General features: G+C 60.8%; 12 protein-coding genes. 7 read left to right on the top strand and 5 right to left on the bottom strand.

Annotated elements, in window-relative coordinates; genetic code table 11:
- Window positions 1-114: 114 nt before the first annotated feature.
- Both A7317_RS22020 and A7317_RS22015 read right to left on the bottom strand, forming a co-directional pair.
- Entirely contained in the window at window positions 115-1,188 is a 1,074-nt protein-coding gene (locus tag A7317_RS22020; RefSeq protein WP_024076771.1) for an AI-2E family transporter, read from the bottom strand.
- Between the two features lie 54 nt (window positions 1,189-1,242).
- Entirely contained in the window at window positions 1,243-2,283 is a 1,041-nt protein-coding gene (locus tag A7317_RS22015) for a DUF2066 domain-containing protein (protein WP_024076772.1), read from the bottom strand.
- 356 nt (window positions 2,284-2,639) lie between these two features.
- Here A7317_RS22015 and purM point away from each other — a divergent pair, with 356 nt between their 5' ends.
- The 7 genes from purM to A7317_RS21980 all read left to right on the top strand — a co-directional run bounded on the left by purM (window position 2,640) and on the right by A7317_RS21980 (window position 11,274).
- Window positions 2,640-3,698, top strand: coding sequence for a phosphoribosylformylglycinamidine cyclo-ligase (gene purM / locus A7317_RS22010; protein WP_069076830.1), 1,059 nt, complete (start codon window positions 2,640-2,642; stop codon window positions 3,696-3,698).
- Window positions 3,698-4,348: a phosphoribosylglycinamide formyltransferase gene (purN, locus tag A7317_RS22005; protein WP_024076774.1), complete on the top strand. Its 651-nt coding sequence runs from the start codon at window positions 3,698-3,700 to the stop codon at window positions 4,346-4,348. The genes purM and purN overlap by 1 nt, the downstream gene beginning before the upstream one ends.
- A gap of 8 nt (window positions 4,349-4,356) precedes the next feature.
- Window positions 4,357-5,070 carry a DUF3108 domain-containing protein gene (locus A7317_RS22000; RefSeq protein WP_024076775.1) on the top strand — a complete coding sequence of 238 codons (714 nt, stop codon included), beginning with the start codon at window positions 4,357-4,359 and terminating at the stop codon, window positions 5,068-5,070.
- A 375-nt stretch (window positions 5,071-5,445) separates the two neighbouring features.
- Window positions 5,446-5,634, top strand: coding sequence for a hypothetical protein (locus tag A7317_RS21995; protein ID WP_003175379.1), 189 nt, complete (start codon window positions 5,446-5,448; stop codon window positions 5,632-5,634).
- A 381-nt stretch (window positions 5,635-6,015) separates the two neighbouring features.
- A complete protein-coding gene (locus tag A7317_RS21990; protein WP_069076829.1) occupies window positions 6,016-7,941 on the top strand; it encodes an IucA/IucC family protein in 1,926 nt (641 codons plus the stop codon).
- Entirely contained in the window at window positions 7,931-9,142 is a 1,212-nt protein-coding gene (locus tag A7317_RS21985) for an MFS transporter (RefSeq protein ID WP_069076828.1), read from the top strand. The genes A7317_RS21990 and A7317_RS21985 overlap by 11 nt, the downstream gene beginning before the upstream one ends.
- A gap of 11 nt (window positions 9,143-9,153) precedes the next feature.
- Window positions 9,154-11,274 (top strand): TonB-dependent receptor, encoded by a 2,121-nt coding sequence (locus A7317_RS21980; RefSeq protein ID WP_024076778.1) that lies wholly within the window; start codon window positions 9,154-9,156, stop codon window positions 11,272-11,274.
- A 65-nt stretch (window positions 11,275-11,339) separates the two neighbouring features.
- Here A7317_RS21980 and A7317_RS21975 read toward each other — a convergent pair whose 3' ends face one another.
- From A7317_RS21975 to relA, 3 genes are all read right to left on the bottom strand, one after another.
- On the bottom strand, window positions 11,340-11,885 hold the full coding sequence (locus A7317_RS21975) for a DUF2058 domain-containing protein (RefSeq protein ID WP_069076827.1): 546 nt from the start codon (window positions 11,883-11,885) through the stop codon (window positions 11,340-11,342).
- Window positions 11,886-11,910: 25 nt separating this feature from the next.
- Window positions 11,911-12,744, bottom strand: a complete 834-nt coding sequence (gene mazG, locus A7317_RS21970) for a nucleoside triphosphate pyrophosphohydrolase (protein WP_069076826.1) — start codon at window positions 12,742-12,744, stop codon at window positions 11,911-11,913.
- Between the two features lie 153 nt (window positions 12,745-12,897).
- Window positions 12,898-15,141 (bottom strand): GTP diphosphokinase, encoded by a 2,244-nt coding sequence (gene relA, locus A7317_RS21965; RefSeq protein ID WP_024076781.1) that lies wholly within the window; start codon window positions 15,139-15,141, stop codon window positions 12,898-12,900.
- Between the last annotated feature and the right edge of the window lie 79 nt (window positions 15,142-15,220).

Raw genomic sequence — 15,220 nt, 5'->3', positions numbered from 1 at the left:
GACCACAAGCAAAATCAAAGGTTTGCGTTAACTTGCTGGATTCAAGCGGAATATTTGACACGCAGGCGCCAGAAACAACAAACCCGGCCATCGACCGGGTTTGTGACACTGCAATTACAACTCGGGGTCTTCGACACCCGTATACACATCCGAATCCTTGTACAGATCATGCAGATGGCGCACCAGGACCATGATCACCGCCGCCACCGGCAACGCCAGCAGGATGCCGGTAAAACCGAACAACTCACCGCCCGCCAGGATCGCAAAGATCACCGCCACCGGGTGCAGGCCGATACGGTCCCCCACCAGCAGCGGCGTGAGCACCATGCCTTCCAGGGCCTGGCCGACCATGAATACCGCGACAATCCCCAGCATCGGGTACAAATCGCCGCCAAACTGGAACAACCCGGCCACCAGCGCCGCGCCGATACCAATCACGAAGCCCATGTAGGGCACGATCGCGGCGAGCCCGGCGATCAAGCCGATCAACAGGCCCAGCTCCAGGCCGATCGCCATCAATCCGGCGGCGTAGATAACCCCCAGGGCCAGCATCACCAGTAACTGGCCACGCACGAACGCGCCAAGCACCTCGTGGCACTCCCCGGCCAGGGACACAATGCGCTCCTCGCGGTCGCGCGGCAGCAGGCTGCGGATCTTGGCCATCATGATGTCCCAGTCCCGCAACAGGTAGAACGCCACCACCGGGATCAACACCAGGTTGGTCAGCCAGCCGATCAGCGCCAAGCTGGAAGCCGTCGCCTGGCTGAGCACGACACCGACGATATCGGTGGTCTGGCCCATATGCTCGCTGATCGCCGCCTTGACCTTGTCGAACTTCCAGAAGCCATCCGCCAGGCCGAGCTTGGCCTGGGCCCACGGCATCGCCGTGTGCTGCAGCCAGTCGAGCATCTGCGGCGCCAACTCATAAAGGCGAAACAGTTGCTTGGCCAGCATCGGCACCAGCACCAACACCAGCGCGGTAATGATCAACGTAAACAGCGCAAACACCGCTACCACGCCCAAGGTGCGTGACAGCCCGGCTTTCTCCAGGCGATCCACCACCGGATCGAACAGGTAAGCGAGCAATAACGCCACCAGGAAAGGCGTCAGGATCGAATGCAGCAGGAACACAAAAACGCACAGCAGGACGATCCCGCCAAGCCACACCCAACGACGCGCATCCGCCATAAACCACTCCATCTGTCATTTGCTTCCTGCTTCTATATAGAGCAGGAAGAACATTTACCAACGAAAACGCAGTTGCGCCTGAGGCTGGGCTGCCACAGCCGGCCGGGTACCATCTGCCACGGGCTGCTGAACCGGCGACTCTCCAGCAGGAATCTCCTGCAACTTGGCCAGGCTCAACTGGGTACGCAATTGATCGGCGCTGCCGTTGACGCGATACACAATACGATTGCCGTCAACGAGCTGCGGCTGGCCGCCGAACGGCTCCAGCAGATGCCCCAGGGCGGCATACCGCTCCAGGTTCATTCCCTGCACTTCCAACAATTGTTCTGTGCTGACACCCGGCTTGACCGCAAAGCGTGGAGCCAGTTTTTGGCTCACGGCCAGCATCACGGCATCGGCGACGGCGGCGGTATCGGCCCCTTGCGCGGTGCCCTGCTCGCTCTTGTCGCCCAGCCACAGGCGCCATTTGGCTTGCCACTGGTTGCCGTCCTGACGCGCATGCACCGCCAGCAAAGCGTCGGCGCCATAGCGTTCGGAGGCCGCGCGCAAGGGCGTGGCATCGGCACTTTCGAGATTCGGCGCAGTGGCGACGACCTGCTCATCCAGATCGCCCAGCGGCAGGCGCAATGGCAAGCCACGATGTTGGGCCGCACGGCGTAGCGCTTGGGCGACGGCCTGACCATCGCCCACCAGGCTGCTGCCGTCGGTGGAGTCGTTCAACCACCAGCCGAGGATCGATGGCCGGTTGCTGCCCCAGATCGGCAGGCCGGCTTCACGCAAGGCGCGATCAGTGCTGACCGGGTCGAAATCCACTTGCAGGCTTTCCGGTGGGCCGGCGTCGTAGCCATACTGGCTGATGATTTGCTGCGGGTCCTTGCGCACCGCCGCCAGGCTCGGGCCGTCGGCGGCCTTGGCATCACCGGTGAGGCGGATGACCAAGGTCTGCACGGCGCGCTGGGTCGCCTGGTCACGCTCTTGCGGGGACTGACTACTGACCGGCTCAAGTACTTGATACAGGCCATTGAGGGTTTCGGCATGACTCGCCAGGCTGGCCAATGACAGGCAGCCTACAAAAAAGAATTTACACAGACGCATGGAAGATTCCCGAACGACAAATTTAGCGGCTGGAACAGACCGCGCGAACCCGGTTTCCCAAGGCTGTGACCACAGCGACCGGTAAAACATTCACGGAGTCTCGGTAAGTTTTCGTACTGTCATAACGATAGCGAGTTAAAGGCTATACCTTAATACGTGCCTGGGCAGGCGCGGTTAGCATTTTTTTAACCCGCTTTTTTTATCTATGTGGCCCTGCCCGTCGGCCCGAGGATGGCCGCTGCCCCTCAAGCCTGATAAAATCGCGCGCCTTCGCAGACCGTCAACGGCTGGGCCTCTTCATGAAAGCCTTCGCCAGCTCGGTCGTTACCCCTGAATCCCCCCTAAAGGCCTGGATCATGAGCAAGCAACCCTCCCTGAGCTACAAGGACGCCGGTGTAGACATCGACGCCGGTGAAGCATTGGTCGAACGCATCAAGAGCGTCGCCAAGCGCACTGCGCGCCCCGAAGTCATGGGCGGCCTGGGCGGTTTTGGCGCCCTCTGCGAGATCCCGGCCGGCTACAAGCAGCCCGTGCTGGTCTCCGGCACTGACGGCGTGGGCACCAAGCTGCGCCTGGCACTGAACCTGAACAAGCACGACACCATCGGCATCGACCTGGTCGCCATGTGCGTCAACGACCTGGTGGTGTGCGGCGCCGAGCCGCTGTTCTTCCTCGACTACTATGCCACTGGCAAGCTGAACGTAGACACCGCTGCACAAGTGGTGACCGGTATCGGCGCCGGCTGCGAACTGTCGGGTTGCTCCCTGGTCGGCGGCGAAACCGCTGAAATGCCGGGCATGTACGAAGGCGAAGACTACGACCTGGCCGGCTTCTGCGTTGGCGTGGTAGAGAAGGCCGAGATCATCGACGGCTCCAAAGTGGCTGCCGGCGACGCCCTGCTCGCCCTGCCATCGTCCGGCCCGCACTCCAACGGCTACTCGCTGATCCGCAAGATCATCGAAGTGTCCGGCGCCGACATCGAGAACACCCAGCTCGACGGCAAACCGCTGACCGACCTGCTGATGGCTCCGACACGCATCTACGTCAAGCCACTGCTCAAGCTGATCAAGGACACCGGCGCGGTCAAGGCCATGGCCCACATCACCGGTGGCGGCCTGCTGGACAACATCCCGCGCGTACTGCCTAAAGGCGCCCAGGCGATTGTCGACGTGGCCAGCTGGCAGCGTCCGGCAGTCTTCGACTGGCTGCAAGAGAAAGGCAACGTCAATGAAACCGAAATGCACCGCGTACTGAACTGCGGCGTCGGCATGGTGATCTGCGTGGCGCAAGAGCACGTTGAAACCGCGCTGAACGTTCTGCGTGAAGCGGGCGAGCAGCCTTGGGTCATCGGCCAGATCGCCACCGCCCCTGAAGGCGCTGCGCAGGTTGAACTGAAGAACCTCAAGGCTCACTGATGTCCCAGACCTGTGATGTCGTGGTGCTGCTTTCCGGCACCGGCAGTAACTTGCAGGCCCTGATCGACAGCACGCGTACCGGCGATAGCCCAGTGCGCATCGCTGCGGTGATCTCCAACCGCAGCGACGCCTACGGCCTGCAACGCGCCAGGGACGCGGGCATTGAAACCCGCACCCTGGATCACAAGGCTTTCGAAGGTCGCGAGGCCTTCGACAGCGCCTTGATCGAACTGATCGATACCTTCAACCCTGAACTCGTGGTCCTTGCCGGCTTCATGCGCATCCTCAGCGCTGACTTCGTGCGGCACTACGCGGGGCGCCTGCTGAATATCCACCCTTCCCTGCTGCCCAAGTACAAAGGTATGCACACCCACCAACGCGCCCTCGACGCCGGCGACAGCGAGCATGGCTGCAGCGTGCACTTTGTCACCGAGGAACTCGATGGCGGGCCTCTGGTCGTACAGGCAGTGGTTCCGGTAGAGTCTGACGACTCGGCGCAGACGCTTGCGCAACGGGTTCATACCCAGGAACACAGGATTTACCCGCTGGCTGTTCGCTGGTTTGCCGAGGGGCGGTTGATTCTTGGTGACCAGGGTGCATTATTGGACGGCCAGTTACTTGCGGCCAGCGGCCACTTGATTCGAACCTAGGAGATTTTATGCGTCGCGCCTTGCTCTTCGCTTTTGCGCTGTTCGCCTTGCCCGCCGTGCAAGCGGCAGACCTACACCCGTTCTCCGCCAGCTACACCGCCGACTGGAAACAGTTGCCCATGAGTGGTTCGGCCGAACGCAGCCTGACCAAGAACGGCGACGGCTCCTGGACCTTGAACTTCAAGGCGTCCATGATGATCGCCAGCCTGACCGAGACCAGCGTGATCCTGTTTGACAAGGACACCCTGCAACCCAAGAGCTACACCTTCGAACGGGGTGGCTTGGGCAGGGCGAAGAAGATCAACCTGGACTTCGACCAGACGACCAAGAAAGTCACCGGTTTTGAAAACAAGGACCCGGTCAACGTGCCCCTGCAAAGCGGCATGCTTGATAAGTCGACCTACCAGTTGGCCCTGCAGCGGGATGTCGCTGCCGGCAAGAAAAGCATGAGCTACAACGTGGTTGAAGGCACCGATGTCGACACCTACGACTTCCGCGTGATCGGCCCGGAAAAAGTCCAGACCAAAGCCGGCTCCATCGACGCGATCAAGGTCGAGCGAGTGCGTGACCCGACCCAAAGCAAGCGCATCACCCAGATGTGGTTCGCCAAGGACTGGGGCGGCCTTCTGGTCGCCCTGCGCCAGGTGGAAACCGACGGCAAGGAATACAACATCATGCTGCAAGATGGCACCGTTGACGGCAAGTCTGTCAAAGGCAGCTGATGAGCTGATGTTCAATAAAGGAGCCTCGCTGATGCGGGGCTTTTTTTCGCCTGGCTTTTCACGCCGGGCCGCTATCGCCATCGGGGGCAAGCGCCCTCCCCCACTGGGAACGCATTCCAAATGTGGGAGGGGGCTACACCCGATGGCGGGCGGCTGGGTCAATAAAGCAGTCAAAGCCTGACCCAGACATGAAACTTTTGTCATAAAACCCAGCGCCCTGCGACGCAATGTCGCGGTTTACGGGGCCTGCGGGATTGTTGCGTTTCCTGCAATTAATTGTTGCAGGGAAAATCAGTTTACTTAGCAAGCTAACAAAACATATAACAAAGGCCTGCGACGACTTGCCGCAGATCAACCAGAGATTGGAGCAAGCAGATGACTGTAAAAGTGACTGAACGCGACGACGAACATATGTCCCACGAAGCGCTGGGCCATGGGATTCACATCTGGGATGTCCACCAACAAGACCTGCTGGTCGGCATGTTTCACAACGAGAGCGACGCTCATAACTATAAAAACGAGCTCGAATCGCTTGAAATGAAACGCCAGGCCCAGAGCTCCTGAAACACTGAAATCAAGTAGGCGCCGGCCCACGCAGCCAGGCCGTCTACACACGACAGACCCCGCCATTGAGCGGGGTTTGCCGTTTTTAATCGTGACCGTCTTTGCCTCAGCCTCGACAACTGTATTGAAAAATACATATTTCACGCCGCCCCAGCCCACCTCCCGCACACCCCTATCACAACGTTGAAGCAGCCCTTTACACAGGCCTCGACGCCCCTTGCCGTGCTTTTGACCACCCGAATCGTTCGCGCCCCACCTCTCCCCCCGAGCCTCTGAATAAACCTTTCAGCAAAAAGGTAACAATAAATAGACAATTGGTAATAGTTCTCGATAACATTCAGCCGCTTTTCACTCAGGCTCACGGACAGGGAACTCCACTTGATGCGCGGACACAGCCGTACCCCAGAACAATTGTTGCTTGAACGTTGGAGCGAAGCACTTGCTACCCCGCAATTTCAGGCTAACAACATCACCCTCGACGCTCTGATCAACGCCCTGGCCCCCGCCGCCGAGCGTAGCTTTCAACGTTTGATCCAAGCACTGTTTCGTGAAGGCCTGCTGGCCCCCAGCACCCGCACCTATGACGAACACGGACACTGCTGGCTCGCGCTGCCTGACCAGAGCCGCCTGCGTTTCGATCACCTGCTCCCCGGCCGCATGGCCAGCTGGGACGTGCGTGGCCGGGTCACCCTGCTGCGTGATGATCATCCTGACCTGAATATTCAGTTCCCGTCGCAGCTACTGACGCTGCTCAACAGCAGTCTCGAATCACCTGCCGACCCGGACGTCCTGGGCCGCCTCAACACCGAAATCGACGACAGCTTTGTCAACGATACGCTGTGCCTCGCCTTTCATGAGCAATGGACACTCAAGCTCCATGCGGCAATGGACCCGATGCACCAAAGCAACCTTTTGAGCCACCTCAAGCATGACCCCAGTGTGACCAATCCGACCTCCACGCTTGAGCAATGGGGCACGCTGGGCCATCCCTGGCACCCCAATTACAAGACCAAACTGGGTTTGAATACCCACCAGGTCATCGATTTCTCACCGGAATTCGAAGCCCGTTTTCCGGTATTCCTGTGCGCCCTGCATCGCCAATTCGCCCATGTGGAAAGGCTGGCGGGCACCGCGGATTACTGGCAATGGTGGCAACATCATTTCCCCCAGGCCGCCCGGCAGCTGACGGCGCAGTTGACCGCTCAAGGCCTTGAGGCTGGCGATTATCTGCCGTTGCCGGCTCACCCTTGGCAGGCCCGCCAAGAGTTACCGCAATTGTTCGCCAACGAAATTGGAGACCGGTTGTTGGTGCTGACCGATATCGTTGCGTTCACCGCCCACCCGACCATGTCGTTCAGGACCGTGCTGCCTGAAGGCCGGTGTGATGCACCGATGGTGAAACTCCCGGTTTCACTGCGCCTGACCAGTGTGCAGCGCACTGTTTCGCCACGTTCGGCGCGCATGGGCCCGCGGATCAGCCACCTGCTGCAGACGATCCTCGAGCGCGAGCCTTCGATCCCGCAGATCCTCAGCATCGTCCCCGAGCGGATCGGCGTGCATTTCAAGCCGCAACCGGCCAATGATGAACACTCCCGCCACCTGGCCGTACTGTACCGTGACGCCCCCCAGAGCCTGCTCCAACCGGGTGAAATGGCCGTGCCGGTCGGCAGCCTGTTCGCGATCGACCAGCACGGGCAGCCGCTGCTGCGCCAATGGGTGCGACTGAGCCAAGGCAAGGACGACACAGGTGCCCTGCTCGCGTTCTTTCGGGACTACGCCGCGATTGCCGTACCGGCACTGCTGGGCATGTATTTACGTTATGGCGTGGCCTTCGAAGCTCATCAGCAGAACTCCTTCATGGTCATGGCGGCTGACGGGCAGTTGAGCCGCCTGCTCTTGCGTGATTTCGGTGATATCCGGATCGACCGCAAGGCCTTGCACGCCCATGGCCTGGACATCGAACTGCACGATCCCAAAATGACCCTGTACGACGATGCCGGGTTCGTGCGCGACAAACTGCTGCACACCGTATTCATGTGCCACCTGGGCGAACTCGTGTTGCTCAGCGCACGCCACTTCGACGTGCCCGAAGTGCTGCTCTGGAACGAACTGTCGACACAGGTCAGCCAGTGCTTCGACGACTTGCGCAACGAGGTCGAACCACAGCGCTGGGAGACCGAGCGCAAAGCGTTGCTGGAGCAGGACTGGCCAGCCAAGTCGTTCATGCGCATGCGTCTGCTGGAGAGCCATGCCGATATCGTCGGGCGTTTGCCGAACCCGCTGAGCACCGCCGCCAATGCCGGCTAACAACACCGCACTGCGGCTGCTGGTAGTGATTCAGTTGGTGTCGATGGGCGCCATGGAAATGAGTGGACCTTTCTGGCCGCTGCAAATCCAGAAGCTGCTCGGCGTCGCCAATGCCCAATACACTGGCCTGCTGTCCTCGCTGGTGTACGCAGGGCCGATGATGGCGGCGATGATCCTGACCCCCATGTGGGGGCGACTGGGTGACCGCACCGGGCACAAGCCAATGATCATCCGGGCGTTGCTGGCGTTGGCGGTGTGCCAGGGCCTGGCCGCCGTGACCTTCGATCCTTGGCTGCTCGTGGCAATCAGGGTCGCGCAAGGGGCACTGGCCGGTTTTATCGCCGCGGCGCAAGCCTATGCACTGGCCTGCTGCGTCGACGGCGGGCGCGGGCACATTCTGGCTCGACTGCAATCGGCGACTGCCGTGGGCTCGCTGGCCGGACCGGTGTTGGGCGGCTGGTTGATGGATGTCTCGGGCTTTGCACTGCTGTGCTACAGCGCCACGGCGGTGTGCGTGTTGTGCGCGGTGATCAGCCTGTTCTTGCCCACCGACGCACCACGATCACGACCAACACGCAGCGCAACGCCGACCGCGCTGCCCAAAGGCTGGCTCGGTGCGATGCTGGGAATCATCGTGTTGATCCAGGCGGCCAAGATGATGCCCCAGCCGTTTTACGCCTTGTACGTCGCCGACGTGCTACACGCTCCTGCGTGGCTGATCGGTGCCAGCTATGCCGCCAGCGCACTGACCCTGGCGCTGTCCGCACCGTTATGGGGGCGCCTGTTCGACCGCCATCAACCGGCGCACACGCTGCGCATCATCGAGTGGGTCACGTGGTCCTGTGCCTTGACGCTGGCGTTTACGGCACTGGCCAGCGAATGGCTGGGATTCCTCGCCAGCCGGCTCCTGTGGGGCGTTTGGCAGGGTGCATTGCTGCCAGTCGCCTACACATTGATCGCCAACACCGTTGCGCCCAGCCAGCAGGGCTTTGCCCTGGGCCTGGGCAACAGCGCCGCCAAAGCCGGTGCGCTGTGTGGCGCGCTGATCGGCGGTATCGGCATGGGCATCGTGGGCCTGGCGCACAGCTTCTGGCTGGTAGCACTCACGTACGCCTTGGCCGCCCTGGGCATCCGCGCGATTCGTTCGTTCACCCGAACACCCGAGACATCCGGTTTTTCTGTCAATACTTCTAACAACTGAAAGGCAAGGTCATGAACAAATCGCAACTGGCAGTTCTGCTGCCACTTCTAGGGTCGATAAGCGTGCCCGCCTGGGCCGATGAGAGTGAAGGTACGCAAGCCGCACCCACCAACCTGCAACTGCAGGCCACGGTCGTGTCGGCCACCCGCAGTGAAACCAGCATCGCGGCGATTCCAGGCTCGGTGCAGGTGATCAGCGAAGAGCAGATCCGCCAGCAAGCGGGTGCCGGTCGCCGGGTTGCAGACATCCTCGGGCAACTGGTACCAGGCATCGCCCCCTCCAGCGGCGGCATGAGCAACTTCGGCCAGACGCTTCGTGGGCGCAATACCCTGATCCTGATCGACGGGGTATCCCAGAACGCCACACGTGACAACTTCCGCCAGCTCAACAGCGTCGCGCCGGAAAGCATCGAGCGTATCGAAGTCATTTCCGGTGCCAGCAGTGTCTACGGTGCGGGCGCGTCAGGCGGCATCATCAACATCATCACCAAGCGCAACAAAGGTGAAGAGCTGGCGTTGAGCAGCAAGATCGGCATGACCACCGGCAACAACTTCAGCCATAAAGGTTTCTCCTACGAAGCGTTCCAAAGCGCCACGGGCCGCAGTGGCCCGGTGGATTGGTATCTCTCGGCCAACGCTGTGCAACGCAACGACCAGTTCGACGGTAACGGCAAGCGCATTCCCCAGGACACGTCCCAGGGCAGCAACATGGACACCGACACCTACGACCTGCAAGGTCGCTTCGGCTACGAGCTGGATGACGACAAGAAAATCACGCTGTCCCTGCAAGACTACAAGGACGAACAAGACACGCGTTACACCAAGAATCCACGCGTCACCAACACCGCAGTCGCGGTAAAAGGCCTGGACCTGGACGATCAACCGTTCACCCACAACCAGGCAGTAAACCTCAATTACGCCGATCAGGATTTCTACGGCCAAAGCCTGCAGGTCGAAAGTTATTGGCGGCGTGCCGACGCGCTGTTCTTCCCCGACCTGTCCAGGGGCCGCGCGGGCGTGTCCGACAACAACAGCGTGCAAGATGTTTACGGCCTGCGAGCGGCCATCGACACGCCAATGCCGGACATTGGCACAGCGACCGGCAACCTGGTGTGGGGTGCCGATTATGATCATGAAACCTCACGTCAGCGTGGCGACCAGTACCGGGTCAACGGCCTCACCTACACCAAGACCGGTACCACGTTCGAACTGGGGCCGGACATCCAGACCACCACCAAAGCTATTTTTGGCCAACTGTCCTACGACATCGACGACTGGACCCTGCGTGGCGGTGTACGTCGCGAGTGGATCGAAAGCGACATTGCCGACAGCATTGCGTACGGCGAAATCGTCCAGACCGGTAATCGCGCGACCCTGCCAGGGGGCACCCTCAAATACGATGACACCCTCTACAACCTCGGGGCGGTGTACCACCTGAGCGAAAACCAGGATGTATTCGTCAACTTCAGCCAGGGCTTTTCCCTGCCGGACATCCAGCGCTTCCTGCGCGACGTCAGCAGCACTTACGACATTCAAAAACTGAATGCTCAGGCCCTGAAGGTCGACAGCTACGAGCTGGGCTGGCGTGGGAATTGGGACAAGTGGCTGGCGAACGTCACCGCGTATGAAAACACCTCGGATGTCACTCAGTTCTACGATGCCAATGATCGTGTGTTGCGCCTGGTGAACCAGAAAGAGCGCGTGCGCGGCATCGAAACCAGCCTGACGTACAACGTCACCGATCAATGGTCGGTGGGTGGGACTTACGCTTACGCCAAAGGCGAAACCCGCCAGAACGGACAATGGATCGACTTGCCGGCGACACGTATTGCCCCCGCCAAGACGACGGCCTTTGTTGGCTATGACCGCGGCGACTACAGCGTGCGCTTGCAAGGCATGCGCCTGGCCGACTACGACGCGGCGTTCAAAGACAACAACGGCCGCGATATCCAAGGCTACACGCTGGTCGACCTGCTGGGTTCCGTGAGACTGCCGGTGGGTCGCCTGGAAGGTGCGGTGTACAACCTCAGCAACCGCAACTACCAGAACATGTTCGCCCAGGCCAACGCCCGCGCGCCTTACCCGAATGCCGAGGGTCGCACCTTCAGCATGAGTTACGCCGTGGATTGGTAACCACCTGACGCTGCGCGCTAAAACACAAACCCCGCCTTTTGAGCGGGGTTTGTTGTTTTACAGCCTTACCACATCAGATCATCAGGAATCTGATAGGCCGCATACGGATCGTCCTCGTCCGGCACCTGGCTTTCGGTGAGGATATTGAGCTGCACGATACGCTCCGGTGCGCGCTCCTGGATCTTCAGCGCCGCTTCGCGCGGGATCACCTCATAGCCGCCACCGTGATGCACGATCGCCAGGGAACCGTTGCTCAGCTTGTTGCGCATCAACGTATTGACCGACAGGCGCTTGACCTTCTTGTCATCCACGAAGTTGTAGTAGTCCTCGGTGGTCAGCTTGGGCAGGCGCGAGGTCTCGATCAGTTGCTTGACCTGGGTCGTACGGGCCTTGGCCTCGGCTTTTTCCTGTTGCTGACGGTTCAACTCCTGGTCACGCTTGACCTTCTCGGCCATCGCTTCCTGGGCCAGGCGCGCCTGGGTGTCATCGGCCTCGGCCTGCCCCTTGTGGACCAGGCGCTGCTGTTTCTGTTTCTCTTTGCCGACCTGCTTGGCCTGCTTTTGGTTGACCAGACCTGCTTTAAGCAACTGGTCGCGAAGGGAAAGGCTCATGGTGCTTACTCACTTAGGCAACTGCTCAACCGCAGCTGGACACGTTCTTTTCCTGGCGTTTGGCTTCGCCCCACAGGGCGTCCAACTCTTCGAGGGTGCAATCTTCCATGGATTGGCGCGTATCGCGCAATGCCTGTTCGATAAATCGGAAACGTCGCTCGAATTTGGCATTGGCGCCGCGCAAGGCGGTTTCCGGGTCGACCTTGAGGTGACGAGCCAGGTTGACCGCCGCAAACAGCAGGTCACCGACTTCATCGGCGATGGCCGCCGGATCGTTATCGGCCATGGCTTCGAGCACTTCGTCCAACTCTTCGCGCACGTTATCCACCACCGGCAAGGCCGCCGGCCAGTCGAAACCGACCTGGCTGGCGCGCTTCTGCAATTTGGCGGCACGGGACAAGGACGGCAAGGCCGTCGGCACATCGTCGAGCAAGGACAGTTGCTCTGGCGCGTCGGATTTTTCCGCACGCTCCTCGGCCTTGATCTGCTCCCAACGTTCCTTTACCTGTTCTTCGCTCAGCTGAGGAATATCCAGTGGCGCATACAGATCGCCGGTCGGGAACACATGGGGATGACGGCGAATCAGCTTGCGCGTGATGCTGTCGATCACCCCGGCAAATTCGAAGCGCCCCTCTTCCCGCGCCAGTTGGCTGTAATACACCACCTGGAACAACAGGTCGCCCAACTCACCTTGCAGATGATCGAAATCGCCGCGCTCGATGGCGTCGGCCACTTCGTAGGCCTCTTCCAGGGTGTGCGGGACAATGGTGGCGTAGGTTTGCTTGATATCCCACGGGCACCCGTATTGCGGGTCTCGCAGGCGGCTCATCAGGTGCAGCAGGTCTTCAAGTGAATACATCATTCTATTTCCGATCAGGTATGAACACCGCCGATCAAATGTGGGAGGGGGCTTGCCCCCGATTGCGGTGGGTCAACCAAGAATCTGGTACCTGACACTCCGCTTTCGGGGGCAAGCCCCCTCCCACATTTCAGACTGTGTTCATCCAGACGTTCATGGGGTACGGTTGCGCCGCGTCTCAATGATGTTCGGCAACTGGGAAATCCGCCCCAGCAACCGCCCCAACGCGTCCAGCCCCGGGATCTCGATGGTCAGGGACATCAACGCCGTGTTGTCCTCTTTATTCGAGCGGGTGTTGACCGCCAGCACGTTGATCCGCTCGTTGAGCAGCACTTGCGAGACGTCACGCAGCAAACCGGAACGGTCGTAGGCGCGGATGATGATGTCCACCGGGTAGGTGAGCACCGGCACCGGGCCCCAACTGACCTGGATAATCCGCTCCGGCTCGCGCCCGCCCAGTTGCAGCACCGAAGCGCAGTCCTGGCGGTGAATGCTCACGCCACGGCCCTGGGTGATGTAGCCGACGATGGCGTCGCCCGGCAGAGGCTGGCAGCAACCGGCAATTTGCGTCAGCAGGTTGCCCACGCCCTGGATCTGGATATCGCCACGTTTGCCAGGCTTGTAGCCGGTGGCCTTGCGCGGGATGAGCTCCAGTTGCTCGTTGCCACGCTCCGGCTCCACCAACTGCTGGGCCAGGTTGACCAGTTGCGCCAGGCGCAGGTCGCCAGCCCCGAGGGCGGCGAACATGTCTTCGGCGACCTTCATGTTGGCCTTCTCGGCCAGCTTGTCGAAGTCCACCTGGGGCAGGCCGAGGCGCGCCAATTCGCGTTCGAGCAGGGTCTTGCCGGCGGCGACGTTCTGGTCGCGCGCCTGCAATTTGAACCAGTGGACGATCTTCGCCCGCGCCCGCGACGTGGTGATGTAGCCCAGGTTCGGGTTCAGCCAGTCGCGGCTCGGCGTACCGTGCTTGCTGGTGATGATCTCGACCTGTTCACCGGTCTGCAGGCTGTAGTTGAGCGGTACGATGCGCCCATTGATCTTGGCGCCACGGCAGTTGTGGCCGATTTCGGTGTGTACGCGGTAGGCAAAGTCCAGCGGCGTGGCGCCTTTGGGCAAGTCAATGGCGTGGCCGTCGGGGGTGAAGATATAGACCCGGTCCGGCTCGATATCCACGCGCAGCTGTTCGGCCAGGCCGCCGATATCGCCGAGTTCTTCGTGCCACTCCAGCACTTGGCGCAGCCAGGAGATTTTCTCCTCGTACTGGTTGGACCCGGCCTTGACGTCGGTGCCCTTGTAGCGCCAATGCGCGCATACACCCAGCTCTGCCTCTTCGTGCATGGCGTGGGTGCGGATCTGCACTTCCAGCACCTTGCCCTCGGGGCCAATCACCGCCGTATGCAGCGAGCGATAACCGTTTTCCTTGGGGTTGGCGATGTAGTCGTCGAATTCCTTGGGGATGTGCCGCCACAGGGTGTGGACGATACCCAGCGCGGTGTAGCAATCGCGCATTTCCGGCACCAGCACGCGCACCGCACGCACATCGTAGATCTGGCTGAAGGCCAGGCCCTTGCGCTGCATTTTGCGCCAGATCGAATAGATATGCTTGGCGCGGCCACTGATGTCGGCATCCACACCCGTGGCCTGCAACTCGGCCCGCAATTGGCCCATTACGTCGGTGATGAAGCGCTCACGGTCGAGCCGCCGCTCATGCAGCAGGGTAGCAATTTGTTTGTATTGGTCGGGCTCAAGGTAGCGAAAGGACAAATCCTCCAGCTCCCACTTGATATGGCCGATACCCAGGCGGTGGGCCAGGGGCGCGTAGATGTCGAAGACTTCGCGGGCGACGCGGTTGCGCTTCTCGTCATCAGCGGTCTTCACCGCACGGATCGCGCAGGTACGTTCGGCCAGCTTGATCAGCGCGACACGCACGTCGTCGACCATCGCCACCAGCATCTTGCGCAGGTTTTCCACCTGGCCCTGGGTGCCCAGCACCATCGATTGGCGCGGGCTGAGGCTGGCACTGATGGCGGCCATGCGCAGCACGCCGTCGATCAGCTTGGCCACCACCGAACCAAAGCGCTGGCCAACGGTAGCCAACGGGATGTGCCCTTCACGCACGCCGCGATAGAGCACGGCGGCGATCAGCGAATCCTGGTCCAGCTTGAGATCGGCGAGGATCTCAGCGATTTCCAACCCGGTACGAAAGCTGGAAGTGCCCTCCGCCCACAGGTTCTTGGCCGCATTGTCTTGCTGTTCAGACTCACGAGCGAACTCGCAGGCTGCTTTCAAGGCTTCACGGTCCAGTGCCGGGTCGACACTGACGGCATGATCCAGCCATGCCTCGAGATTGATACTGCCGTCGGTGTTGATCGGCTGGTGTGCTCTCACCTGTACCATCTTGCTTACCTTCCCTACGACGCACCTTCGATGCGCCAGAATCATCGCCGACCTTTTTACTGCGAACTCCGTGGCAGGT

The sequence above is a fragment of the Pseudomonas fluorescens genome, assembly GCF_001708445.1.
Lineage (GTDB): Bacteria > Pseudomonadota > Gammaproteobacteria > Pseudomonadales > Pseudomonadaceae > Aquipseudomonas > Aquipseudomonas gorinensis.
Note: the sequence above shows the minus strand (reverse complement) of the source record. Positions and strands in the feature narration are given on the sequence as shown.